Annotated in this window: 24 protein-coding genes and 1 tRNA gene; 15 read left to right on the top strand and 10 right to left on the bottom strand. The window is 63.7% G+C overall.

Annotated elements, in window-relative coordinates; all coding sequences use genetic code 11:
* Positions 1-5 precede the first annotated feature (5 nt).
* From secG to ACEN84_RS18765, 4 genes are all read left to right on the top strand, one after another.
* A complete protein-coding gene (secG, locus tag ACEN84_RS18780) occupies positions 6-512 on the top strand; it encodes a preprotein translocase subunit SecG (protein WP_413709518.1) in 507 nt (168 codons plus the stop codon).
* 141 nt (positions 513-653) lie between these two features.
* Positions 654-2,282 (top strand): CTP synthase, encoded by a 1,629-nt coding sequence (locus tag ACEN84_RS18775; protein ID WP_413709517.1) that lies wholly within the window; start codon positions 654-656, stop codon positions 2,280-2,282.
* Positions 2,283-2,352: 70 nt separating this feature from the next.
* Positions 2,353-2,823 (top strand): SRPBCC family protein, encoded by a 471-nt coding sequence (locus tag ACEN84_RS18770; protein WP_413709516.1) that lies wholly within the window; start codon positions 2,353-2,355, stop codon positions 2,821-2,823.
* Between the two features lie 221 nt (positions 2,824-3,044).
* Positions 3,045-4,883 carry an ABC transporter ATP-binding protein gene (locus ACEN84_RS18765; RefSeq protein WP_413709515.1) on the top strand — a complete coding sequence of 613 codons (1,839 nt, stop codon included), beginning with the start codon at positions 3,045-3,047 and terminating at the stop codon, positions 4,881-4,883.
* A gap of 35 nt (positions 4,884-4,918) precedes the next feature.
* Here the strand turns inward: ACEN84_RS18765 and ACEN84_RS18760 are convergent, their stop codons facing one another.
* Positions 4,919-6,007 carry a citrate synthase/methylcitrate synthase gene (locus ACEN84_RS18760; protein ID WP_413709514.1) on the bottom strand — a complete coding sequence of 363 codons (1,089 nt, stop codon included), beginning with the start codon at positions 6,005-6,007 and terminating at the stop codon, positions 4,919-4,921.
* Positions 6,008-6,091: 84 nt separating this feature from the next.
* Between ACEN84_RS18760 and ACEN84_RS18755 the strand changes: the two genes are divergently transcribed.
* From ACEN84_RS18755 to ACEN84_RS18735, 5 genes are all read left to right on the top strand, one after another.
* Positions 6,092-7,228, top strand: coding sequence for a citrate/2-methylcitrate synthase (locus ACEN84_RS18755; protein ID WP_413709513.1), 1,137 nt, complete (start codon positions 6,092-6,094; stop codon positions 7,226-7,228).
* A gap of 136 nt (positions 7,229-7,364) precedes the next feature.
* Positions 7,365-7,886 carry a FecR domain-containing protein gene (locus tag ACEN84_RS18750; RefSeq protein ID WP_413709512.1) on the top strand — a complete coding sequence of 174 codons (522 nt, stop codon included), beginning with the start codon at positions 7,365-7,367 and terminating at the stop codon, positions 7,884-7,886.
* Positions 7,887-7,892: 6 nt separating this feature from the next.
* Positions 7,893-9,755 carry a CHASE2 domain-containing protein gene (locus ACEN84_RS18745; protein ID WP_413709511.1) on the top strand — a complete coding sequence of 621 codons (1,863 nt, stop codon included), beginning with the start codon at positions 7,893-7,895 and terminating at the stop codon, positions 9,753-9,755.
* A gap of 110 nt (positions 9,756-9,865) precedes the next feature.
* Positions 9,866-11,827 (top strand): DEAD/DEAH box helicase, encoded by a 1,962-nt coding sequence (locus ACEN84_RS18740; protein ID WP_413709510.1) that lies wholly within the window; start codon positions 9,866-9,868, stop codon positions 11,825-11,827.
* A gap of 39 nt (positions 11,828-11,866) precedes the next feature.
* The gene (locus tag ACEN84_RS18735; RefSeq protein WP_413709509.1) at positions 11,867-12,493 is read left to right on the top strand and encodes a class I SAM-dependent methyltransferase; all 627 of its coding nucleotides are present in this window, start codon (positions 11,867-11,869) and stop codon (positions 12,491-12,493) included.
* Between the two features lie 41 nt (positions 12,494-12,534).
* Here ACEN84_RS18735 and ACEN84_RS18730 read toward each other — a convergent pair whose 3' ends face one another.
* Both ACEN84_RS18730 and ACEN84_RS18725 read right to left on the bottom strand, forming a co-directional pair.
* Positions 12,535-13,239 carry an SDR family oxidoreductase gene (locus ACEN84_RS18730; protein WP_130278308.1) on the bottom strand — a complete coding sequence of 235 codons (705 nt, stop codon included), beginning with the start codon at positions 13,237-13,239 and terminating at the stop codon, positions 12,535-12,537.
* Positions 13,240-13,346: 107 nt separating this feature from the next.
* Entirely contained in the window at positions 13,347-13,535 is a 189-nt protein-coding gene (locus ACEN84_RS18725) for a hypothetical protein (RefSeq protein WP_112716245.1), read from the bottom strand.
* 529 nt (positions 13,536-14,064) lie between these two features.
* Here ACEN84_RS18725 and ACEN84_RS18720 point away from each other — a divergent pair.
* Both ACEN84_RS18720 and ACEN84_RS18715 read left to right on the top strand, forming a co-directional pair.
* Positions 14,065-14,523 (top strand): MarR family winged helix-turn-helix transcriptional regulator, encoded by a 459-nt coding sequence (locus ACEN84_RS18720; RefSeq protein ID WP_413709508.1) that lies wholly within the window; start codon positions 14,065-14,067, stop codon positions 14,521-14,523.
* Positions 14,520-15,761, top strand: coding sequence for a multidrug effflux MFS transporter (locus ACEN84_RS18715; protein ID WP_413709507.1), 1,242 nt, complete (start codon positions 14,520-14,522; stop codon positions 15,759-15,761). Before ACEN84_RS18720 ends, ACEN84_RS18715 begins: the two co-directional genes overlap by 4 nt.
* Here the strand turns inward: ACEN84_RS18715 and glp are convergent.
* From glp to ACEN84_RS18690, 5 genes are read right to left on the bottom strand one after another with little or no spacing between them, the layout of a single operon-like run.
* Complete coding sequence (gene glp / locus ACEN84_RS18710) at positions 15,730-16,956, bottom strand: gephyrin-like molybdotransferase Glp (RefSeq protein WP_413709506.1); 1,227 nt, start codon at positions 16,954-16,956, stop codon at positions 15,730-15,732. The genes ACEN84_RS18715 and glp overlap by 32 nt on opposite strands.
* Entirely contained in the window at positions 16,953-17,453 is a 501-nt protein-coding gene (gene moaC / locus ACEN84_RS18705) for a cyclic pyranopterin monophosphate synthase MoaC (protein WP_413709505.1), read from the bottom strand. The genes glp and moaC overlap by 4 nt, the downstream gene beginning before the upstream one ends.
* 1 nt (position 17,454) lies before the next feature.
* Positions 17,455-18,267: an indole-3-glycerol phosphate synthase TrpC gene (trpC, locus tag ACEN84_RS18700; protein ID WP_413709504.1), complete on the bottom strand. Its 813-nt coding sequence runs from the start codon at positions 18,265-18,267 to the stop codon at positions 17,455-17,457.
* A 9-nt stretch (positions 18,268-18,276) separates the two neighbouring features.
* A complete protein-coding gene (gene trpD / locus ACEN84_RS18695) occupies positions 18,277-19,293 on the bottom strand; it encodes an anthranilate phosphoribosyltransferase (RefSeq protein ID WP_413709503.1) in 1,017 nt (338 codons plus the stop codon).
* A 15-nt stretch (positions 19,294-19,308) separates the two neighbouring features.
* On the bottom strand, positions 19,309-21,198 hold the full coding sequence (locus tag ACEN84_RS18690; RefSeq protein ID WP_413709502.1) for a SurA N-terminal domain-containing protein: 1,890 nt from the start codon (positions 21,196-21,198) through the stop codon (positions 19,309-19,311).
* 220 nt (positions 21,199-21,418) lie between these two features.
* On the opposite strand from ACEN84_RS18690, the gene ACEN84_RS18685 reads away from it, so the two are divergent.
* Positions 21,419-21,700 carry a hypothetical protein gene (locus ACEN84_RS18685; protein ID WP_112716231.1) on the top strand — a complete coding sequence of 94 codons (282 nt, stop codon included), beginning with the start codon at positions 21,419-21,421 and terminating at the stop codon, positions 21,698-21,700.
* 67 nt (positions 21,701-21,767) lie between these two features.
* Here the strand turns inward: ACEN84_RS18685 and ACEN84_RS18680 are convergent, their stop codons facing one another.
* Positions 21,768-22,022: a GlsB/YeaQ/YmgE family stress response membrane protein gene (locus tag ACEN84_RS18680; protein WP_112716229.1), complete on the bottom strand. Its 255-nt coding sequence runs from the start codon at positions 22,020-22,022 to the stop codon at positions 21,768-21,770.
* Positions 22,023-22,416: 394 nt separating this feature from the next.
* Here ACEN84_RS18680 and ACEN84_RS18675 point away from each other — a divergent pair, with 394 nt between their 5' ends.
* The gene (locus ACEN84_RS18675; protein ID WP_162708678.1) at positions 22,417-22,572 is read left to right on the top strand and encodes a hypothetical protein; all 156 of its coding nucleotides are present in this window, start codon (positions 22,417-22,419) and stop codon (positions 22,570-22,572) included.
* 215 nt (positions 22,573-22,787) lie between these two features.
* Here the strand turns inward: ACEN84_RS18675 and ACEN84_RS18670 are convergent, their stop codons facing one another.
* Positions 22,788-23,150, bottom strand: coding sequence for an oxidoreductase (locus tag ACEN84_RS18670; protein ID WP_413709501.1), 363 nt, complete (start codon positions 23,148-23,150; stop codon positions 22,788-22,790).
* Between the two features lie 150 nt (positions 23,151-23,300).
* Here ACEN84_RS18670 and ACEN84_RS18665 point away from each other — a divergent pair.
* Together ACEN84_RS18665 and ACEN84_RS18660 are read left to right on the top strand one after the other, a co-directional pair.
* Positions 23,301-23,390, top strand: a tRNA-Ser gene (locus ACEN84_RS18665).
* A gap of 202 nt (positions 23,391-23,592) precedes the next feature.
* Complete coding sequence (locus ACEN84_RS18660; RefSeq protein ID WP_112716199.1) at positions 23,593-24,681, top strand: septal ring lytic transglycosylase RlpA family protein; 1,089 nt, start codon at positions 23,593-23,595, stop codon at positions 24,679-24,681.
* The last annotated feature ends 42 nt before the right edge of the window (positions 24,682-24,723 follow it).

The raw sequence follows: 24,723 nt of genomic DNA, 5'->3' as shown, positions 1-24,723 counted from the left end.
GACCCATGCAGACCGTATTGATTGTCATCCACCTCATGATCGTGCTGGCGCTTGTCGGCGTGGTGCTCATCCAGCGTTCGGAAGGCGGCGGCCTCGGCATCGGCGGCGGTTCCGGCTTCATGTCGGCGCGCGGCACGGCCAATGCCCTGACCCGCACGACGGCGATCCTGGCGACCCTGTTCTTCCTGACGTCGCTCGGCCTCGGCATTCTGACGCGCTACCAGGGCAACCCGACCGACATTCTGAACCGTATTCCGGCAACGAGCGGTCAGGGCAACGGCATTCTCGATTCGCTGGGCGGCGGCGCAAAGCCTCCGGCAAATCAGCCGGCCAATAACGGCGTTCCGAACAGCGGCGCAGCTGCTCCGGCTCCTGCAGCACCTGCACCGGCCGCTCAGGCACCGGCTGCATCGGCTCCGGCCGCAGACGCTCCGGCCGCAACGCCGGCCCCGGCAACGCCCGCTACTCCTGCCGCTCCGGCCCAGCCGGGTGGCGTACCGACCGGACAATAAACCGGTCAGCGAAATAAACCGCCGGCAGGCCCAAGGGTCTGCCGGTTTTCTTTTGTTCAGATTTCACGCTGGCACCAAAAGTTCTGGAAAAGAATTTTTGGGCTGGTGGAATCGTTTTTGAGAAGGTATCCGGTGACTCCCATGGCGCGATACGTATTCATCACTGGCGGCGTGGTTTCCTCTCTCGGTAAAGGAATTGCGGCCGCGGCTCTCGGAGCGTTGCTGCAGGCCCGTGGTTATCGGGTGCGGCTTCGCAAGCTCGACCCCTATCTGAACGTGGACCCGGGCACTATGAGCCCGACCCAGCACGGCGAAGTCTTCGTCACTGACGACGGCGCGGAAACCGATCTCGATCTCGGCCACTACGAGCGCTTCACCGGGCGTTCGGCGACCAAGACCGACAACATCACCACCGGCCGCATCTACAAGAACATCATCGACAAGGAACGCCGCGGCGACTATCTCGGCGCCACCGTCCAGGTCATTCCGCACGTCACCAACGAGATCAAGGATTTCGTCATCGAAGGCAATAACGACTACGACTTCGTCATCTGCGAAATCGGCGGCACGGTCGGCGACATCGAGGCGATGCCGTTCATGGAAGCGATCCGCCAGCTCGGCAACGACCTGCCGCGCGGCACGGCGATCTACCTGCATCTGACGCTGATGCCGTATATTCCGGCAGCGGGCGAACTGAAGACCAAGCCGACGCAGCATTCCGTCAAGGAACTGCAGGCGCTCGGCATTCACCCCGATATCCTGCTTGTTCGCGCCGACCGGGAAATCCCGGAAGCGGAACGCCGCAAGCTCTCGCTGTTCTGCAACGTCCGCCCGTCGGCCGTTATCCAGGCGCTCGACGTCGCCAATATCTACGACGTGCCGATGGCCTACCACAAGGAAGGTCTCGACAACGAAGTGCTCGCCGCCTTCGGCATCGAACCGGCTCCGAAGCCGCGTCTCGACCAGTGGGAAGAAGTCTGCAACCGTATCCGCACGCCTGAGGGCGAGGTGACGATCGCGATCGTCGGCAAGTACACGGGTCTCAAGGACGCCTACAAGTCGCTGATCGAGGCACTGCATCACGGCGGCATCGCCAACCGCGTCAAGGTCAAGCTCGAGTGGATCGAATCCGAAGTCTTCGAAAAGGAAGATCCGGCGCCGTATCTCGAGAAGGTCCACGGCATTCTCGTTCCCGGCGGCTTCGGCGAACGCGGCTCCGAGGGCAAGATCCTGGCGGCGCGCTTTGCCCGCGAGCGCAAGGTGCCGTATTTCGGCATCTGCTTCGGCATGCAGATGGCCGTCATCGAAGCGGCCCGCAGCCTTGCCGGCGTCGAAGATGCGTCCTCGACCGAATTCGGCCCTGCCAAGGAACCGGTCGTCGGCCTGATGACCGAATGGGTCAAGGGCAATGAGCTGCAGAAGCGCAACGCTTCGGGCGACCTCGGCGGCACGATGCGTCTCGGCGCCTACAAGGCGGCCCTGAAAAAGGGCACCAAGATCGCTGATATCTACGGCTCGACCGATATTTCCGAGCGCCACCGCCACCGCTACGAAGTCAATATCGACTACAAGGACCGGCTGGAGAACTGCGGCCTCGTCTTCTCCGGCATGTCGCCTGATGGCGTGCTGCCCGAGACGATCGAATATCCTGACCATCCCTGGTTCATCGGCGTTCAGTACCACCCGGAACTGAAGTCCCGCCCGCTCGACCCGCATCCGCTCTTCGCCAGCTTCATCGAGGCGGCAACCGAGCAGAGCCGCCTGGTCTGATTTTGCAAAGGCCGCCTCGTTCATTCGAGGCGGCCTTTAAAATAGGGTGGCCGCCACTATCTTGGGCGGCATGAGTTCTCCCCGCACCACCACCGTCTCCCGCGTCATCAAAGCTCCGCCGGCCGCGATCTATGCGGCGTTTCTCGACGCTGATGCCGTCGCGGCCTGGTTGCCTCCCGGTGACATGCGTGGCGTCGTCCATGCCTTCGAGGGACGGGAAGGCGGGGCGTTCAGCATGTCGCTGATCTATGCCGACGATGAGAGCGAGATGACCGGCAAGACGTCGGAGAAGACGGACCGTTTCTCCGGTCGGTTCGCCAAGCTCATTCCGGATACGCTCGTCGTGTGGGCGACGACCTTCGACAGTGCCGATGCCGATTTTTCTGGTGAGATGATCGTCAGCACGCACTTACTCGCCGTCAGTGATGGCACGGAAGTGACGATGGTGACGGAGAACATTCCACCGGGTATCCGTCTCGAAGACAACGAGATGGGCTGCCGGGAAACGCTGCAGCAGCTCGCCAACTATCTCGGCGGCTGACGGGAGGATTCCCGCCTGCGGGCGTATAGGGGTTCACAGGCGCAGCCGGAGATGGTAGAAACTTGAGTATCCGCCGGGCTTTCCCGGCATGAAGCGACCCATGGGGAGATCGTTTGATGAAAACCAACGGCACCGGAAACAACCGCTGAACAGCGTTGCCGTTTGGGCTGCCTGTTCGGTCCATCATCAAATGACATCATCCTGCCCCATGGAGGGCCTTCATGTTTCGTCGCTTCGAAGAGCTGACCGATCCTTTCCAATCGCATGCCGATGAAACGCCGCCCCGCCGCGTCTGGCCGTTCATCTTTTCCACACTGAAGCCGCTCCGCGGCACCGTTGCCGCAAGCCTGGCGCTGACCGCAATTGGCGCCGTCCTCGAAGTCTGGCTGATCGGCTATTCCGGCCGTCTGGTCGATACGTTAGCGGCCATCCGCCCAGACGAACTCTGGGAGCGCCATGGCAGCGAACTGATGTTCGCCGCCTTTCTGCTGCTCGTGGTCCGCCCGGGCACGGCAGTGCTCAACGAGGGGCTCGACGATATCGTCTTCCGGCCGAACGCGGTGGCGATGATCCGCTGGCATGCGCTCCGGCATGTCAAACGCCAGTCGGTCGGATGGTCCCAGAACGATTTCTCCGGGCGCATCGCCTGGCGCGTTCAGGAACTAGGGAATAGCGCCACGGGCGTGGCCTACTCCGTCATTCACACCATCACCTATGTCGCGATCTATATCGCCGGCTCCTTACTGCTGATGGCGTCGGTCGATATCAGGCTAGTCATCCCGATGCTCATCTGGGTCGCGCTCTACTTCGCGCTGATGGCCTATGTCATCCCACGCGTCAGGGAGGCGTCGCAGCGCTTCCAGGAGGCCGATTCGGCGCTGTCGGGCATGCTGGTCGACACGTTCTCTAATATCGACACGATCAAGCACTTTTCGCGAGATCAGGACGAGGATCGGGACAGCAGGCGTCATCTCGATACGACCCGGCGTGCCTTCATCCGGTCGCAGGTGCTCGAGGTCACCGTCAACAGCAGCATGGTGTTTCTGAGCAGCCTCCTGATGGTCAGCCTGATCGGCTATTCGATCCTGCTGTGGCAGGCAGGAAGCGCGCCGCTCGGGATGGTCGCGGCGGCCATTGCTCTCGGCTTCCGTATCACGGCCATGGCCGAATGGCTGCTGGATGCTGTTGCTTCGTTGTTCAACCACATGGGTGCGGCGCGCGACCAGCTCAGCACCATCGCCCAGCCTGTCGATATTCCGGACGCACCTGATGCAAAGGAATTGCGGCTGGACGGAGGGACGCTGCGCTTCGAAACCGTCAGCCATCACTATGGCAAGGGGCAGGGCGGTCTCGACCACGTCAGCCTGCATGTCGCCGCCAGAGAGAAGGTTGGGCTTGTCGGCCGCTCGGGTGCGGGAAAATCGACGCTCGTCAATCTGGCACTGCGCTTCTTCGAGGCCGAGAGCGGGCTGATCACCGTCGATGGCCAGGATATCCGCTCGGTGACACAGGAGAGCCTGCGCGGGTGCTTCAGCATGGTGGCGCAGAATGCGGCGCTGCTGCACCGTTCGGTGCGCGACAACATCGCTTACGGACGCGAGGACCTGCCGCAGGCAATGATCGAGGCGGCGGCAGCAAAGGCGCATGCCGACGGTTTCATTCCCGGCCTGCGCGATCAGCAGGGCCGCAGCGGCTATGATGCCCATGTCGGCGAGCGTGGGGTGAAACTTTCGGGCGGCCAGCGCCAGCGCATCGCGCTCGCCCGCGCCATTCTGAAGAATGCTCCGATCCTTATACTGGACGAAGCGACTTCGGCGCTCGATTCCGAGGTCGAGGCGGCAATCCAGGACACGCTCTACGACTTCATGGACGGCAAGACGGTGATCGCCATCGCGCACCGGCTATCGACGATCGCCCGCATGGACCGGATCGTCGTCCTCGATAGGGGCAGGATTGCCGAGGAGGGCCGTCACCAGGAACTGCTGGCGCGAGGCGGCATCTATCATCGGCTCTGGTCGCGCCAGTCCGGCGGCTTTCTCGGGGTCGATTCCGGAGATTGAGAAAAGGCCCAGCGCCGGAGCGCCGGGCTTATGCGTCAGGCAGCTTTCGGCAGTGGGCCGACATAGACCGAGCGCGGGCGGATCAGCCGGCCGCGCAGCGCCTGTTCGCGGGCATGGGCGATCCAGCCGACGGTGCGGCCGATGGCGAAAACGCCGGTGAAGGCTTCGCGCGGGAAGCCCAGCGTTTCCAACAGCAGCGCCGTGTAGAACTCGACATTCACGTCGAGCGGCCGGTCGGGCTTGCGCTCCTTCAGGATCGAGATCGCCGCAGCCTCGACGGCCTCGGCAAGCGCCACACGGTCGGCATCCACCTGACCGGTCGCCGTCAGCGGCTTCAGGGCGCCCTTCAAGGCGTCGGCGCGCGGATCGCGGACGCGGTAGATGCGGTGGCCGAAGCCCATCAGGCGCTCGCCGCGATCGAGCGCGTCGCCAAGCCATGTCTCAGCCTTGGCGGGCGTACCGATCGCATCCAGCATGTCGAGTACCGGGCCGGGCGCGCCGCCATGCAGCGGGCCCTTGAGGGCGCTGACTGCGGCCAGCACTGATGACGTCAGTCCGGCCTGGGTGGAGGCGATGACGCGGGCTGCGAAGGTCGAGGCATTCAGGCCGTGATCGGAAATCGTCACGAGATAGGCGTCGAGAGCCGCTGTCTGCTCGCGGCTCGGCTGGCGTCCCGTCAGCATCTTCAGGATGTCTGCCGACTGCGACAGGGTGGCGTCAGGCTCGATCGGACGATTTCCCTGCTGGAGCCGCAATACGGCAGGCAGGAAGACGGCGGGGGCGGCCATCAGGCGGACGGCGGTATCGACGCCATCGCCATCCTGCAGGCGGGCGAGGAGGGCTCTCACGGCGTCAACAGGCGGCAGGGCGAGAATCTGGCTGTCAGCGGTGGCGACATGCGCGAAAACCTCACTGCGGGCCAGACCAAGGCGCGGACGCAGCTCTTCTTCGGTGAGCGCCTCCGGCATCATGCCATCGAGCAGCAGCGTCGCCGTGCTCTCATAGGTGCTGTTCGCCACGAGGTCATCCAGCGATACGCCGCGGATGATCAGCCGGCCGGCTTCGCCATCGACATCCGACAGCTGGGTTTCGGCGGCAATGACGTCTTCAAGACCATTCTTCATCGGTGTTTCTCCTTTACCGGAGTAAAGATCGAGCCTAGATTAGTTGACGTCAATCTTGACGCAATTGATCAATGTGAGGCCTCCATGTCCTGGCTCTCCGCCGATGAGGCGCTGGCGCGTCTCGGCACCAAGCCGCAGACGCTTTACGCCAATGTCAGCCGTGGCCGCATCCGCGCCAAGCCGGATCCCGTCGATCCGCGCCGCAGCCTCTATCATACCGCCGATGTTACCCGGCTTGCCGAGCGGCATGCCGGCCGGCGCAAGAGCGAGGCGGTGGCAGCCGAGGCGATCCAGTGGGGCGACCCGGTTCTGCCCTCGGCGGTCTCGACTATTGCCGACGGCAGGCTCTACTATCGCGGCCGCGATGCCGCGGCACTTTCAGCGTCGGCGACACTGGAAACGGCCGCGGCACTTCTTTGGGACATGCCGGGCGTGACGCTCCCGGCGACAGCTGCCATTGCCGGGACGCCCTCGATCGGCGATGCATTCGGCGGGCTTGCCGCACGGGTGACGCGCGATCTGCCGAGCCTTGGCCGGTCGCGGATGGTGCTGCGCAATGAGGCGATCTCGGTCTTCGCAACGATCAGCGCCGCGCTCGCGCCAGGCAGGGGCGATTTCACCCACGAGAAACTTGCCGACGCCTGGGGCAATCCGGAGGCCGCAGATTGCCTGCGGCGCGCCATGGTGCTGCTTGCCGATCACGAGTTGAACGCTTCCACCTTTGCCGCCCGTGTCGCGGCCTCATCGGGTGCCGCGCTGTCAGCAGCTGTTCTCTCAGGTCTTTCGGCACTGACGGGTCCGCTGCATGGCGGCGCCTGGCAGGGTGTCGCCGGGCTTGCGGCGCTGGCAGAGACCATCGGCGCCGAGGCGGCCGTGCGCCGAACCTTGTCTCAGGGGCATCCGCTTCCTGCCTTCGGGCATCCGCTGTACCCGGACGGTGACATCAGGGCTTCCGAGCTCTTTGCGCATTTCGAACTGCCGCCGGTGTTCCGGGAATTGCGCCAGGCCGGTGAGGCGATGACCGGCGAGCAGGCCAATGTCGACTTCGCGCTGACGGCAATGGCGGCGAGCTTCGGTCTGCCGCAGGATGCGCCGATGGTGATCTTTGCGCTGGCGCGCACCTGCGGCTGGCTTGCGCATGCGATGGAGCAGGTCGAGGGCGGCCATCTCATCCGCCCCCGGGCGCGTTATTGTGGCCCGCCGCTTGCCGTCATCGGCTGACGCTTGCCAGGGCGGCCGCTTTTCTGCATACGGGATCAAGCTTTTGTTTTATGATAGCGAACCGGGAAACGGACTGGCCGCACGACGCCTCTGTATGGCGCAGCGGCGGCAGGTCTCAGCGATGTGGGGACGGATCATGGGCGTGGTTTCAGCAATCCTTCGCGGTTCCGCCGCGGCGTGCATCCTGCTTGCTCTGCCCGGGGCGGTGATGGCGCAGACCAGTGGCTGCGCGCTGCAGAATGGTGATGGCGGCCGCCGCATCCTGCGCTGCCCGGGCGGCGTTACCGTGACGGCAGAGGCCGGTGCCAGCTTCACGCTCCACGACCGCAATGGCGACGGCAGCCCTGACAGCGCATCACTCCGCCGCAAGGCCATTCTCGTCGATGTCGACAGCAGCCGGCATAGCGGTGGTTTCCAGGTGGTGACACCGCAGGCGATCGCCGCCGTGCGCGGCACGCAATGGGCGGTCGATGTCGGCGGTGGGCAGACTTCGGTGCTCGTCGTTCGCGGCGCTGTCGGCGTGCGCCGCCCGCAGGGTGATCCCGTGGTGCTGCGGCCGGGCGAGGGCGTCGATGTCCGCAGCGGCTCGGCGCCGCTTGAGGTGCGCCGCTGGCCGGGTCCTCGCGCTGCAGCACTCCTTGCCCGCCTCGGTCAGTAGCAACCGATGCCGCGCCAGTCTGTTATCGTCACGGCCGCATTGCTTGCCGCGGCACTCTGGGGAGCGTTCCTCGGGTCGCTGCAGCTTTCCGGCGGCGCCTCGTTTCTCGATCGCCCCGAAGCGACCCTCACCGATCTGAAGAGCACGCTGATCGGGGCACGAAAGCCGCCGCCGGTCGCAACGATCGCGGCCATCGACGACCGGACCGCCGCCGAGCACGGCTATCCGCTTGACCGGGCGACGCTGGCGCAGGCCGTGACCGAGATCGCGGCGCTGAAGCCGAAGGTCATCGCGCTCGATCTGCTGTTCGTCGATCCCGGCAGTGAGGCAGGCGACAGCGCGCTGACCACGGCGCTGCGTCTGGTACCCTCGGTCATTGCCGGCGCCGCGGTCTTTCCGCAGAGTGCCCAGACCGTCGTCAGCGAGGCCAATGATCCGTTGGCGGCGATCCCGGCGGCCCAAAGCCTGCTCCTGCCGCAGAAGCGCTTTGCGGATGTGGCGGCGACATGGATCGTCAACGTCGCGACCGACCAGACCGGCGTACCACGTTTCATTCCGCTGCTGTCGCGCGGCGAGGGGCGGGTCGATGCATCCTTCCCGCTCAGGACTGCATCCCTGGCCGTCGGTCACGACCCGGCGTTCCAGCCGGGCGCCATTTCCTTCACCGAAACCCGGATCCCGACCGATACAGGCCAGCGCCTGCCGCTGACCTTCTACGGCCCGCGAGGCACGATCCCGACGGTCAGCATCGCCGATGCGCTGGACGGCAAGCTCAGCGGGCAGGAGATCACCGACAAGGTGGTGGTGATCGGCGCGACGGTCACCGGCGGCGGCGATGTCTTCCCGACGCCGTTCGATCCGGTTCTACCGGGTGTCGAGGTGATGTCGACGGCGATCACTCATCTTGTGGCTGGCGACAGCATCATCCGCGACCACAATATCCGGCGGCTCGATGCGACCATCGCCGTGCTGCTGCCGCTGGCGGTCATCGGTTTGCTGGCCTGGCGCCGCAGCCTGATCGGCTTCGTGCTGATTGCGCTCTTGTTTGTCACCTGGGCGATGATCAATGTCGCAGCCTTCCGGCAGGGATACTGGCTGAGCGCAGCGCTGCCGATTGCTGCGGCGCTGCCTCCGGCGCTGATCTTCGGTGCGGTACAGCTTTTCGCCGATCGTAGCCGTGCACGGCATTTTGCGGCGCAGAGCGAGCTGTTGCAGCGGATCGAAGCGCCCGGTCTTGGCGAATGGCTGGCGCGCGATCCCTCGTTCCTCTCTCAACCCGTCCGGCAGAACGCGGCCGTGATCTTCATCGACCTCTCGGGCTTTACCGGCATGAGCGAAGCCGTTGGCGCGGTTGCCGTGCGCGAAATCCTGAGCGGCTTCTTCGAGCTCGTCGATGAGGAAGCGCGTGCACATGGCGGGGCGATCACCAGCTTCATGGGCGATGGCGCGATGATCCTGTTCGGATTGCCCGAGCCGCAGGCGGATGACGCGACGCGGGCGGCTGCCTGCGCGCTGGCGCTTGCCGAGCGCACCCGCAGCTGGCTCGCGGCCAATCCCGCCATTCCTGACGGCCGCAAGATCGGCTTCAAGATCGGTGTGCATTGCGGGCCGGTCGTTGCCTCACGTCTCGGCACCGGCAGCCGCCAGCAGATCACGGCGACCGGCGATACCGTCAACGTCGCGAGCAGGCTGATGGAAGTGGCTGCGAGCCGCGGCTCGGAGATCGCCTTCAGCGCGGCACTTGTTCACGCAGCTTCTGCCGGTGGAACGCCACCGGCGGGCGGTGTGCTGGAGGGACCGTTCGAGACGCGGATCCGCGGCCGGGCCGGGGGCATCGAGGTCTGGTTGCGGCGCCAGCAGGCGGCATGATCTCGCACTTTGACTTTTTGCGCGCGAAGAGATAGGAACGCGCAACCGTCCGGCCGGGCTGATCCCGGCCAAGGCGCAGGTGCGCCTGAAAATTCCGAAAGACAGATCACATGACAGAGATTAACGGCGTCGTTCCGGCGATCGCCAAGGCGTTGTCGAAGCGCGGCTATACGACGTTGACCCCGGTTCAGCAGGCGATGCTCGACCCGGCGCTGGCCGCTTCCGACGCGCTTGTTTCCGCCCAGACCGGCTCCGGCAAGACCGTTGCCTTCGGCCTGGCGCTCGCTCCGACGCTGCTTGAAGACAATGACCGCTTCGAGCCGGCCGCCGAGCCGCTGGCGCTTGTCATCGCGCCGACCCGCGAACTTGCCCTGCAGGTGAAGCGCGAGCTGGAATGGCTTTATGAAATGACCGGTGCGCTGATCGTCAGCTGCGTCGGCGGCATGGATATCCGCAGCGAGCGCCGGGCTCTGGAGCGCGGCGCCCATATCGTCGTCGGCACGCCTGGCCGTCTCTGCGATCATATCCGCCGCAAGGCGCTCGACATGTCGGCGCTGAAGGCCGTCGTGCTCGACGAAGCCGACGAGATGCTTGATCTCGGCTTCCGTGAAGATCTCGAATTCATTCTCGAAGCTGCTCCCGACGACCGCCGCACGCTGATGTTCTCGGCGACGGTACCGGCGGCGATCGCCAAGCTCGCCAAGAGCTACCAGCGCGACGCGGTGCGCATTTCGACGCAGTCGGAAGAAAAGCAGCATGTCGATATCGAATATCGCGCGCTGGCCGTGGCACCTTCGGACCGCGAAAACGCCATCATCAACGTGTTGCGCTACTACGATGCGAAGAACGCCATTGTGTTCTGCTCGACGCGCGCGGCCGTCAATCACCTGACGGCGCGGTTCAACAACCGCAATTTCTCCGTCGTCGCACTCTCCGGCGAACTCACCCAGAATGAACGTACGCATGCGCTGCAGGCGATGCGCGACGGCCGGGCGCGGGTCTGCATCGCGACCGACGTCGCCGCCCGCGGCATCGACCTTCCGGGCCTCGACCTCGTCATCCATGCCGACCTGCCAACCAACCCGGAAACCCTGCTTCACCGCAGTGGCCGTACCGGCCGTGCAGGGCGCAAGGGCGTCAGCGCGCTGATCGTGCCGCTCAATGCCCGCCGCAAGGCCGAGCGTATTCTCGACGGCGCCGGCATTTCGCCGACCTGGGCGCGCCCGCCGTCTGCCGAGGAGGTCATGCGCCGCGACGACGAGCGGCTGCTGGCCGATCCGATCCTTAGCGATGCAGACGTGCAGGACGACGAAATCCTCGTCAACCAGCTGATCGCCAACTATGGCCCCGAGAAGCTCGCAGCAGCCTTCGTGCGGCTCTACCGCTCCAACCAGTCGGCACCCGAGGACATTACCGAAGTGTCGCTCGACGGCGGTGCACGCAAGCGCCGCGACAATGCCGATGGTCCGCGCGAACCGAGCCAGAAGGGTCCCCGCGACGATTTCGGCCCGAGCGTCTGGTTCTCGCTTTCGGTCGGCCGCAAGCAGAACGCAGAGCCGCGCTGGCTGATTCCGATGATCTGCCGCAACGGCAATCTGACGAAGCGCGAAATCGGCGCGATCAAGATGCAGCCGGAAGAGACTTTCGTGGAGATCGCAGCCGACAATGCCGAAGCCTTCCTGAAGGCGCTTGGTCCGAACAAGACGATGGAACGTGGCATCCGCGTCAATCGCCTGACCGGCACGCCCGATTTCAGCAAGCCGGCCGCCGGCAAGCCGCAGGGCAAGAAGGCCTATGAGGCACGCCGCGACGACGATTTCCGCGAGGACCGGCCGAAGGCCAAGTTCAAGAAGGATTTCCAGGCCGAAGGTGCGCCCGAGCGCAGCGACAAGCCCTGGAGCAAGAAGCCCGGCAAGGGCAAGTTCGAGGGCCAGGCGAAATTCGGCGACAAGCCCAAGTTCGGCGACAAGCCGAAGTTTGAAAGCAAGCCGAAATTCGAGGGCAAGGGCAAGCCCGAGGGCAAGGGTGGCTTTGCGCCGAAGGGCAAGTTCCCCAAGAAGAAGCAGGGCTGACAACAGTGGTAACCGGCACATTGCCAGTGTGAGGCGTTGATGCCGGTCACCCCTGAAGACGCCGAAGCCTTCATCATCAGAAATCTCGAGCTTCGTCCGGCACCATCGGTGCCGGAGATCAGGCTTTATGCGGCGCATTCCGCAAGCCGGCTTGGCCGTCTCCCCGGTGGAGGCGGCGAGCCGCCTTACTGGGCCTATCACTGGGCCGGCGGCAGCGCGCTGGCGCGCCATCTACTTTCTCATCCCGAATGCGTCCTTGACCGCGACGTCATCGATCTCGGCTGCGGTTCCGGCATCGTCGCAATGGCTGCGGCCATGGGTGGGGCGCGTGTTACGGCGATCGACACGAATGCCTATGCGATCGCGGCAACGCGTCTCAACGCGGCCGCCAATGGCGTGACGCTGGCGGTGCTGCAATCCGATCTGCTCGATGGTCCGCCGCCTGCGGCCGATGTCATTCTTGCCGGCGATCTCTTCTATAACCGGACGCTCGCCAAGCGCAGCCTCGCATTCCTTCGACGCTGCCGGGATTCCGGCATCGAGGTGCTCATCGGCGATCCCGGGCGCAAGCCGCTGCCGCGCGCCAAGCTGAAGTTGCTGGCGAGTTACGCCGTCGCAGATTTCGGTGAAGGGGAAACGGAAAGCGGCGTCTATACGCTCGCTTGAGGTGACGCCCGCCGCACAATGCGAACGGGCGCCAGCATTTGTCAGACGGAGCGGGTCAGGCCGCCATCGACGCGCAGGTTCTGGCCAGTGATGTAACCGGCGCCATCGGACGCCAGGAAGGCGATGGTGGCGGCGATTTCCTCGCTGGTACCGTAGCGCTTCATCGGCACGCTGTCGCGGCGCTCCTCGGTGGCTGGCAGGCTGTCGATCCAGCCGGGGAGCACGTTGTTCATGCGGATATTGTCACCCGCATAGGTCTCGGCGAAAACCTTGGTGAAGGATGCCAGACCGGCGCGGAACACCGCCGAGGTCGGGAACATGGCGCTCGGCTCGAAGGCCCAGGCGGTGGAAATGTTGATGATGACGCCGGATTTCTGCTTCTGCATCTGCGGCGTGACAAGGCGGGTCGGGCGGATGACGTTCATCAGGTAGACGTCCATGCCGCGATGCCAGTCTTCGTCGGTGATCTCGAGGATCGGCGCGCGCGGGCCATGACCGGCGCTATTGACGAGCACGTCGATGCGGCCCCATTCGGAAAGGGCACGATCGGTCAGCTTGCGCAGGTCGTCGTTCGACTGATTGGAGCCGGTGACGCCGAAGCCGCCGAGTTCCTTGGCGAGTTCTTCGCCCTTGCCCGAAGAGGACAGGATCGCGACCTTGTAGCCGTCGGCTGCCAGACGTTTCGCCGCAGCAGCACCCATGCCGCTGCCGCCTGCCGTGACCAATGCTACCTTTTCAACCGCCATACTCGCCTCCATTGCCTATGCGCGCCGGAACCCGGCGCCGCGTCCAAATAACGGGTGCCGTGATATCATTCCGGTGCCGGGAAGGCGAGAGCGGTAAACGTGGCCGGCTACATCGCGAGGCGAAGGCGCATATCCTCCGGCTCCCGGTTCCGCTCGAAGCGGACGATGAGTTCGTCGAGCGCCACGCCGATATCGGCATCGCTCCATCCCTGGCTCTTCAGCCGCAGGAAGATCTCCTGCATGCGAAGCTTCAGGAACACGGCAAGATCGGGGTCTGAATCTTTGATCGAACGCATGGCTTTACTCTGAAATCCCTTGAGACCACGGATGACGAAAGAAAAAAAATGGGCTCGCCACGCGAAACACAGGCGAGCCCTATTGCCCTCGCAGGTCCGCCGACTTGCATCAGGCCGCCCGCCGAAGTGCAACGGGCATTGAATTGGAGGTTCGGAGGCGGGTCGGACGCCTCACGATCAGGTAACCATAAGACGCCGTTGGTGTCGCGTGACGTCGCCGTGACACGACCTTTGCGCGAATCAACGTGTTTTACTTGCCTGCGACTGATCCGAAACATTCCACTCTGCGTAGTTCGTGCCGCAAACACGGGAATGTTTCATGCGCCTACTGATTATCGGATTGGGAATACTGGCGATCCTCGCCTGGGCAGCGGTCTTCTATGTCACGTCGGGAGCCTTTTAGGGCGGCGGCATTTCAGGCCGGCGGCGGCGCATTTCTCCATCGCAGGACGAGAATATTTCATGTCGGCGCGTCCTTGCGCCAATTTAGATGATATGTCACTTATTGTGATGTCAACGGATATGCCTCATGCCTCCCGAGCACGATAGAATTCTCGCCACCTTCGGCACGCTTGTCGGTCAGGCCGGGCGCCTCTGGCGCCGCGCCGCCGATCAGAAGCTGCAGCCGTTTGGTCTCACCGAAGCCACCTGGCTGCCCTTGCTGCGCATCTCCCGGTCGGCGACACCGATGCACCAGAAGGCGCTGGCGGCCTCGCTGTCGCTCGATAATTCCTCGGTCGTGCGGCTGATCGACAATCTGGAGGCAGCGGGTCTCGTCGAACGGCAGGAAGGGGAGGACCGGCGCGCCAAGGCGATCGTGCTCACCGAGGCAGGACGTCGCACCGTCATTGAGGTCGAGCGTGTGGCGCAGAGCGTGCGCGAAGAGGCGCTCGCTGAATTGCCGCGCGAAGATGTCGAGACGGCCTTCCGCGTGCTCGAACATATCTCAGCCGCCTTTTCCCGCCCAAGCGAGGAGCAAGTATCGTGAATTCCCATCCTGGCCGGTTGGCCGGTGCCGCGCCGCTGACACCGCCGAAAAACGTTCCGGTCTGGCTGCTGGCGCTCGTGACCTTCAGCGGCACGCTTGCCATGCACATCTTCGTGCCGGCTCTGCCGTCGGCCGCAACCGATCTCGGGGCCAGCATCGGCGAAATGCAGATGACGGTCAGCCTCTATATTTTCGGCCTTGCCGTCGGGCAGCTGGTCTATGGCCCACTCTCGGACCGCTACGGCCGCCGTCCGGTGCTGATGAGCGGGCTGGTGCTCTATACGCTTGCGGGGCTCGCGGCACTCGTTTCGCCGAGCGTCCATGCGCTGATCGCCGCGCGGCTTTTTCAGGCGCTCGGCGGCTGCGCTGGCCTCGTCATCGCAAGAGCCATTGTCCGCGACACCTCGACGGCTGACGATACAGCCAAGCGGCTTGCGGTCATGAACCTGATGGTAACGGTCGGCCCCGGTCTTGCGCCGATCGCGGGCGGGGCGCTTGCGGCAACGCTTGGCTGGCGCTCGATCTTCGTGGCGCTCTGTGCGCTCGGCATTCTCAACATGCTGATGACCTGGAAGCTGGTGCCGGAGACCGGACGGCGCAATGCCGAGACCTCGGTCAAGTCGCTGAGCCGCGACTATCTCGGCCTGCTGCGCTCACCGGCTTTCGTCGGCTACGCGATCGGCGGGGGATGCGCGACGACGTCGATGTATGCCTTTACGGCCTCTGCACCCTTCATCGTCATGAACGAGCTGCACCGGCCGGCAACCGAGGTGGGCATCTGCCTTGCTTTGCTGATCTTCGGCTACTGGATCGGCAGCATGATCGCCACAAGGCTGATCGGGCGCTTTGCGATGAAGCGGCTGATGGTGATCTCCAACCTCGTCAGCATCGGTGCTGCACTCGCGTTCCTGGCGCTGGCAGCGAGCGGCGAACTCCAGCTGCTGCCGATGATGGGGGCGATCATGGTCTATACGATCGGAGCGGGCGTGGCTTCGCCGAATGCACTGACCCTTGCCGTCAGTGTCAATCCGAAGGTCACCGGCTCGGCTTCCGGGCTCTATGGCGCAACGCAGATGGCTGTTGGAGCCGTCTGCACGGCGCTGGCAGGCATCGGCGGCGATCCGGGCCTGGCGGCGGCCAGCGTTCTCGTCGGCGCCAGCATTCTGGCGCAGAGCTGCTTCTGGATCGGCGTGAAGGCGAGCGACGCTACGGCAGCAGGCCGGGGCGCAGCAGCATGACAGGGCAGGGCGCGCCAGCGGCAAGTGCCGGCGCATGCGGCGGACGGACGATCAGGCAATCGGCGGCCGCGAAGATCTTCATCATCGATGAATCCTGCTTGCCGAACGGCTTTGCCTGCCATGCGCCGGATGGCGATTTTACGAGTGTGGCGCGGACATAATCCTGACGCTGGTCGTTTGCTGCCAGTTCGACGGCCGCTTCCGCAACGATCTCGCGCTTGACCGGCGGCAGCGAGGCGAGCTTGCGGACCAGCGGCTCGAGGAAGAGCAGCGCGCAGACCAGCGTCGAGACAGGGTTTCCTGGCAGGCCGAGAACGTGGATCTTGCCGAGGCTGCCGACCATCAGCGGCTTTCCGGGCCGCATGGCGATCCGCCAGAAATCGAGCGTCATGCCTGCGGCAACCAGGGTCGACTGAACGAGATCGTGGTCGCCGACGGATGCGCCGCCGAGCGTGACGATGACATCGGCGCCTGCGCCTTCGGCCTTGCGGATCGCGGCGGTGATGGCCGCCTTGTCATCCGGGACGATACCGAGATCGAGCACCTCACCGCCGGCATTGCGCACGAGAGCGGAAACGCCAAAGGTGCTCGACGCGATGATCTGCGATGGGCCGGGTTTGCTTCCGGGAGTGACCAGCTCGTCTCCGGTGGCCAAAATGGCGACGCGCGGCTTGCGCAGGACTGGTATGTCCGGCTGGTTCATCCCGGCAGCGACCGTCAGCCTGCTGAAATCCATCACCGTGCCGGCAAGCAGCACCGGTTCGCCTTCCAGAAAATCCTGGCCGCGCGGGCGGATATGCTGGCCCTGGCGCACCGGGAATTTGGTGCGGACGCCGCCATCGATCTTTTCGGCATCCTCCTGCAGAAGCACGCTGTCGGCACCCTCAGGCACCGGTGCGCCGGTGAAGATGCGGACGGCTTCGCCCTTGCCGACCGTGCCCTCGAAGGCGTGACCGGCGGAAGAGGTACCGATGACGCGAAGCTCTGCGCCGGGCTCCGGCGCATCGTCACGTCGCAGCGCGTAACCATCCATGGCGGAAGCATTGAAGGGAGGCTGGGTCAGCCGGGCAACGAGATCGGCTGCCAGGACGCGGCCATCGGCCTCAGCCAGTGCCACGGTCTCATGCTCCGAAACGGGCGATGCACTGCCGAGCAGGCGGGTCTGGGCTTCGGCGACCGGCAACAGGCTGCTCATCGGCCGGCCTCCGGATGACGGAAGTCGTCGGACTTGCCGCCGGACTTCTCCAGCAGGCGGATGCCGCCGATTTCCATCGCCTTGTCGGCTGCCTTCGCCATGTCGTAGATCGTCAGGCAGGCGACGGAGACCGCGGTCAACGCTTCCATCTCGACGCCGGTCTTGCCGGTGAGTTTGGCCGTCGCAGTCACCCGCAGGCCGGGCAGGGCGGTGTCTTCTTCGATCTCGACGCTGACCTTGGTCAGCATCAGCGGATGGCAGAGCGGAATGAGACTGGAGGTCTGCTTTGCGGCCATGATGCCGGCCAGGCGGGCAGTGCCGATGACATCGCCCTTCTTGGCATTACCGTTACGGATCAGCGCCAGGGTTTCGGGCACCATCCGCACGTGACCTTCGGCCGTGGCGATGCGCGTCGTTTCGGCCTTGTCGCCGACATCGACCATGTTCGCCTCACCGGAGGCGCCTATATGGGTCAGGCGGGGCTCGTCGCCGCTCATCTCATTCAGCCGCGATTGCGGCTTCGCCGAACAGCAGCGCGCGGGTGGCGGCTGCGACATCGTCCTTGCGCATCAGGCTCTCGCCGACGAGGAAGGTATTGATGCCGAACGCCTGCAGGCGCTTGCAATCGGCATTGGTGAAGATGCCGCTTTCGCCGACGAGCAGACGATCGTCGGGCACCATGGCCGATAGCTGTTCGCTGACCGTCAGGCTGACTTCGAAGGTGCGAAGATTGCGATTGTTGATGCCGACGAGCGGGGAGGAGAGTTTCAGCGCCCGCTCCATTTCCTCGGCATCGTGAACTTCGACCAGAACGTCCATGCCGAGCCCGAAAGCTTCATCCTGCAGGCGCTCGGCGTCGCTGTCGCTCAGCGATGCCATGATCAGCAGGATGCAGTCTGCGCCCCATGCGCGGGCTTCGTGGACCTGGTAGGTCTCGAACATGAAATCCTTGCGCAGCGCCGGCAGCGAGCAGGCGGCGCGGGCAGCGGTCAGGAATTCCGGCGCGCCCTGGAAGCTCGGCGTATCGGTCAGAACCGAAAGACAGGCGGCGCTGCCGTTCTCGTAGGCCTTGGCAAGCGCCGGCGGATCGAAATCCGGGCGGATCAGGCCCTTGGACGGGCTCGCCTTCTTGATTTCGGCAATCAGGCCGAACTCACCGGCATCCCGCTTGGCAGCGAGCGCTTGGTGAAAGCCGCGCGGTGCCGATTGACCGGCCTGCATCGCTTTCAGGTCGGCAAGCGACACCTTGGCCTTGGCGGCGGCGATCTCTTCGCGCTTGTAGGTTTCGATTTTCTTCAGGATATCGGTCATCGGGCAATCCTAGTCGATATCGTTGGAAACGGCGATGAGTTTGTCGAGGGCTGCCGCCGTCGCGCCGCTATCCAGCGACTCCGTGGCGAGCGTCATGCCCTTGGCGATAGTCTCGGCCTTGCCGGCAACGACCAGCGCGGCTGCGGCATTGGCGAGCGCGACGTCGCGATAGGCATTCTTGGCGCCGCCTAGCACTTCGCGCAGTGCCGCCGCGTTGACGACGCCATCTCCGCCCTTCAGGGCCGAGAGCGTGCAGGGCGACACGCCGAAATCGGCCGGCGACAGCTCGAAGGTGCGGATCTTGCCGTTCTCAAGTGCTGCGACGCTGGTCTTGCCGGTCGTCGTGATTTCGTCCAGGCCATCGCCGTGGACGACCCAGACGCTTTCGGAGCCGAGATCGCGCATGACTTCGGCGAGCGGCACCACCCATTGCGGTGCGAAGACACCGAGCAGCTGGCGGCGGACGCCGGCGGGGTTGGTCAGCGGTCCCAGCAGATTGAAGATCGTGCGCGTACCGAGTTCGACGCGCGATGGGCCGACATGGCGCATCGCCGAGTGATGCTGCTGCGCGAACATGAAGCCGACGCCGGCTTCCGCGATGCAGCGGCTGATCACCTCGGGGCTGATCTCCAGCTTGACGCCGAGTGCCGAGAGGCTGTCCGACGCTCCGGATTTCGAGCTCAGGGCGCGGTTGCCGTGCTTGGCGACCGGAACACCGGCACCGGCGACGATCAGCGCCGCCAGCGTCGAGATATTGTAGGTGCCGCTGCCGTCACCGCCGGTGCCGACGATGTCGATCGCATCATCGGGGGCGACGACGCGCAACATCTTGGAGCGCATCGTGGTGGCGGCGCCGACGATTTCGTCGACGGTTTCGCCACGCACCCTGAGGGCCATCAGGAAGCCGCCGATCTGCGAAGGCGTCGCCTGGCCCGACATCAGGATGTCGAAGGCCGCCTGGGCCTCCTCACGCGTCAGAGGCTCGCGGCTCGCGGCCTTGGCCAGAAGCGGCTTCAGATCGGTCATCAGCTCAAGCTCCTGCTAGCGAACGGCTGCCTGATCGGCGAGCGTCTGGTTGATCGAGGCACCGTACTGCGTCTGCAGCAGGGTCACCATCTGGTCGAGGATATCGTCACCGGCGGCATTGGCGACGGCGGCGATCTGCGCATCCTGGTTGGTCAGCGCATCGGTCGTCGGGTCGTCATTGACATTGGTGACCTTGAGCAGGATCTGCGTGCTCGGATCGGCGCCGACGGCACTGGCGACGGTGTCAGCCGGACCGCTGAAGGCAGCATTGACGGCGCGGCCGAGGACAGCATCGTCGGTGCTGCGGGTCACGCCGGCCTTGCTTTCGACGGCGATGCCGAGCGGGGCAGCGATATCGGCCAGCGACTTGCCCTTCTGTGCTTCCTGCTTCAGCTCGTCGGCCTTCTTGGCAAGCTCGAGCTTCTGCTGCTCTGCCGTCCAGTCGGCAACGGCCTTGTCGCGCACTTCGGCGAGCGGGCGCTCGCGCTCCGGCGTCACTTCGCGAACATCGAACCAGACATAGCCGTCATTGCCGAGCGAAACGGCAACCGGCTGGGTGCCGACTTCGGTCTTGAAAGCTTCGCCGAGCAGCTGCTGCTTGGCCGGGATATCCTTGACCTCGTTGCCATCCTTGTCAGCGCCCGTGGCGTCGATCGCGTCGATGACGACGGCCTTGAGCTTCAGCTCCTTGGCAATGTCTTCGAGCGACTGGCCGGCGCTGCGCATATCCTCGATATGATCGTGGACATTGATGACTTCCTGCGAAGCGTTGACCAGCGCAAGCTGCTTGCGGATGTCTTCCTTGACCTCGTCGAGCGTCTTCGTCGTTTCCGGCTTGATATTGGTGATGCGCAGGATGACCGGACCGAAGGCGCCGTCGACGACAGGCGTCGTGCCGCCGCTCTTGGCAACGGCAAAGGCTGCATCGGCGACGGACTGATCCGGAACCTTGTCCTTGGTGAAATCGCCGAGCAGTACGTCGGTCGCCGTCTTGCCCTGGTCGGTGACCAGCTGATCGAACGTCGTGCCCGTCTTCAGGGCGGCGAGGGCCGCCGCGGCCAGATCCTTGTTGGCGAAGGTCAGCTGTTCGATCGTGCGGGTCTCGGGCGTGCGGAAGGTTTCCTTGCGCTTGTCGAAATCTTCGCGGATCTGCTCGTCGGTGACCGTCGAGACGTCGGCAATGTCGGCAGACTCGAGCTTGAGATAGGCGACCTTGCGGTATTCCGGCGCGCGGTAGCGGGTCTTTACGCCATCGAACCACTTGGAGAGCACGTCGTCGGCAGGCGCCTTGATCGGCTCGATATTGGCGTTGGTGAGCAGCAGGTAATCGATGTCGCGGCTTTCCTGGCGATAGACCTTGAGCGCATCGACCAGCGTCTTCGGGGCGGTGAAGCCATTCGAGACGGCATCGACGATCTGGCTGCGGACAGCGACCTTGCTGCGCTCATTGATATAATCGGCCTCGCGGATACCGGCATTGCGCAGGCGCGACGTGAAGAGCGTGCGGTCGAACTTGCCGCTGACATCCTTGAACGCCGGATCGTCACCGATCAGCTGGGCGAGGCGATCTTCGGAGAGGCCGAGATTCATGTCTTCGGCGAGCTGATCGAGCGAAGCGCCGGCAACGAGCTGGGCAATCGTCTGCTGCTCGACACCGAAGGCCTTGGCCTGATCCGGCGTCAGGCGCATGCCGAACTGCTGGCTGAGGCTTGCCACCTGGCGCTGGTAGGCGAGGCGGAACTCGTTGACGTCCACCTTCTGATCACCAACGGTGACGACCGTCGTGCTGGAACCGCCGCTGATCAGCTCGCGGGATATGCCCCAGATGCCGAAGGAGGCGACCAGAAGAAGCATGAGGAGCTTGGCGACCCACGTCTGGGCAGCTCTTCTCAGGATATGGAACATCGAAACGCAAACCTCGCATTATATTCCGCCCATTCACGGGCAAAGCTTTCGACGTTCCTTAGAGCAAAGCACGGCGGAATTGAAGCGTTATCGGACGAAAACATGACAGTGTCCGGAATGGATTTCGCGAGGCCGCCCCAGGCAACAAAAGCGCGCATTGCCGGGAACCTTTCGCCGCCTCCATCCGTTGTTGCGGCATCCGGAAAAATAGGAGCAGACAATGGCCGAACTGAAAACCGCCTCCGCCCAATCCACAGCTGCGCGCGTCAAGGCGGAAGTCGCCGCCGATGACCTGTCCGCACAGGTCGCTGCGCTGCGCGAGGATCTGGCCCGCCTTTCCGAAAGCGTCGTGGCGCTGGGGCAGGGTGCGAAGACCGCCGTTGCCGACGAAGCTTCTGTGATGACGGAAAAGGTGCGCGACAAGGTGCGCGAGGAGCCGATCTTCGCTCTCGCCGTCACGGCCGGCATCGCCTATGTCTTCGGGCTGATGAGCCGCCGCTGATTGCCGCCATCCAACAAAAAAGCCGGGAGTGAAATCCCGGCTTTTTTCATGCGCATTTTTCTTGGGATCAGCGCCGGACCATCCGGCCGATGGCGATCAGCAGGCAGGCGCCGACGAAACCGGTGATGAGATAGCCGAGCCAGCCCGACAGCGGCTGCACATGCAGAAGCCCCAGAATGAAGTTGGCGACGATAGCGCCGACAATGCCGAGAATGATGTTCATGAACACGCCCATGTTGCTGCTCATGAATTTTTCGGCCAGCCAGCCGGCAAAGCCGCCGATGATGATTGCCGCAATCCAGCCTACGCCCTGATCTTCCATAGTGATTTCCCTCCGAGAAAAACAACGAAATGAACGCGGAAACTGCAGAAAGGTTCCCCGATTCTCAGGGCTGAAGCAATGTCACCGGCATATGCATCGCATGGCTGACCAGCTGAAACAGCAGGCCCGACAGGGCAAGTGCTGCAAAACCCAGCGGCATGATCAAACTCTTACCGGACATTTTTACTCTCTCCCATTTGACGTTCGAGAATAAATCATCGGGTAAGCGCGGCAAGCCAAATATTAACGGATGGTTAAGCATAAAATTTGAATGAAACGGCTGAGAAGAAACCAGTTTTTACTTCGCCACGTAAATTATTCCAGGTTGCAAAATTAACGTGCCATTAAAGCATATTAGTGATCATCGATACACAGCAACCGTCGGGAGACTCAGATGCGTCATTCACACCTTATGGAACACCTGGAAGCAGCCCGCAAAATCGCCGAGGCCGACAACGAACTGTTCGTCGCCTACCTGATCAAGATGGCGAAAGAGGCTGTGCGCAAGCAGGATAAGGGCGTAAAGCCCAAGGAAGCCGTCGCCGCCTGAAGCTCAGACGGCACTTAGCCCCCAACGCGCGACATTCTGACGGCCAATCGGAAAATTGGCCGCCATGGCACATCGTTAGGGCGGTTTTCGCTCCGTTTCGGACTATGACGGCGCCTCGGCCCTGCGTTGTACGACAACCATAGCGGGCCACAGCCGAGAGCGGCTTGGATACTAGCTGCAGTCACGCGACAGGCACCCAGACGCGCGTAACGGCCTTATTGTGCGCACGCGGCCGAATTATCCGGGCTCACGACATTGCCGGATGGACCGGTATTGCCGCTTGCATTTGCCTGCGGCTCACGGCGGCAGTCGTTTGAATCACCATTCGAGCCGGAATTCCCGCTATTGATCGTGCTGTTCGTCGTGTTCGGATCGACGATCCCGGGATTGCTGTTGGTCGTCCCGTTCGTGCCGCCGCTTCCATTGCCGCTCATGCTGCCGGCCCCTGACATCGTCCCGGTCCCCGATCCGCTTCCCGCTGCACTACCACCCGAAGAACCGCCGCTGGACGACTGGGCGAGGGCGGATGTTGCCAGCCCGAGAGACAGCAGGGATCCGGCAGCTATTTTCACAAACATGATTTCCTCCTTCATCAGCGTTGAAGAAGACCCAACCGCCTGCCGCGTCCTATGTTCCCATTTTTCCGGTACGGGCGATCGCGCCGCTGCAGAGTTTTTTGGGTCCAGCCCTTGCATTGACGCGCGGCTTTGCGTCATAAGGCGCGGAACGGAAGAGTGTCCGAGTGGTTTAAGGAACCGGTCTTGAAAACCGGCGTGCGGGAAACCGTACCGTGGGTTCGAATCCCACCTCTTCCGCCACCTGTTTCACGGCGTGAAACACCTTTAATTTAACCATTCATAAACCATAACCATTAAAATTGCGGCTATCGCTGCGATATTGTTCGCAAATTCGGCACATTGGCCACACAATTAAAGTCTCGTTAGGTGCAGGGGCGTAGGCAGGGTTGGTCCGATTTAGGGCACTTGCTTAACCATAACGATCTTTGGCGGCGTGGGACAAATGAAGTTGGAATACGGGGCGGCGTCTTTCGCAACGGGTGTGCGGTGGCTGGCATTGGCGGCGATGTGCGCTGCGGTCACGGCGTGCGGTACAACATCTCAGGCGCCGAAGAAGCGCGCTCACGGCAAAGAATACTTTTCCGAAAAAGAATATGGCGTCAAAGCCAGCCCCCGTGTCGTCGAGGGCGGACCGATCCCGAAGGGCGGCGGCCGCTATATCGTCGGCAATCCCTACCAGGTGAAGGGCAAGTGGTATTATCCGCAGGAAGACTTCTCCTATAGCAAGGTCGGCATCGCCTCCTGGTACGGCTCGGCCTTCCATGGCCGCCTGACGGCGAACGGCGAGGTCTATGACCAGCTGTCGATCTCGGCGGCGCATCCGACATTCCCGCTGCCGAGCTATGCGCGCGTCACCAATGTCGAGAACGGCTCGTCGATCATCGTCCGCGTCAACGATCGCGGCCCTTATCACGAGGGTCGAATCATCGACCTGTCCAACAAGACCGCCGATCTCCTCGACATGAAGCACAGCGGCACCGGCCGCGTTCGCGTTCAGTATGTCGGCAAGGCGCGCATGGATGGGCATGACATGCCGTATCTGATGGCCTCCTACACGCCGAAGGGCAGCCGCATCCCGGCCGTAGATCCGGGCGGGCAGATTGCAAGCGGCGTGATGGTCGCTTCCAACGATCGCCGCATCACCAGCGACCAGCTGCGCAGCCTGGGCACGCTGACCGTGCCGCAGACCTCCAAGGTTCCGGTTCCGATGTCGGCGACGGCTTACGGCGGTTCGACGCCGAGCGCCCGCTATAATGCCGCTCCGGTCCCAACGCCCGCACCGGCGCAGCCTTTCGGCACGATGGGTGCGCCGCAGGGATTTGGCGAGATGGTGGTTCTGCCGGAGATCGGACCGATCCCGTATGAGCGTCCGTATGGCTGGGGCAGCTCGCTGGCCATGGGCTATCAGGAAACCGAAACGGTCACGGTTCCGATCGCCTTCGACGCCGTCATGGTCCGCAACGACGGCCTGACACAGGAATCGATCCTCGCCTCCTACAAGCGCCAGCAGGCAAAGCAGCCGGTGCGCTAAGACGCCGATTGCAGGCGCGCACCAGGTTCACTAACCTCCAGA

This window comes from Rhizobium sp. Rhizsp82 (assembly GCF_047325115.1).
GTDB lineage: Bacteria > Pseudomonadota > Alphaproteobacteria > Rhizobiales > Rhizobiaceae > Rhizobium.
This window is presented reverse-complemented; position numbering and strand designations above follow the sequence as displayed.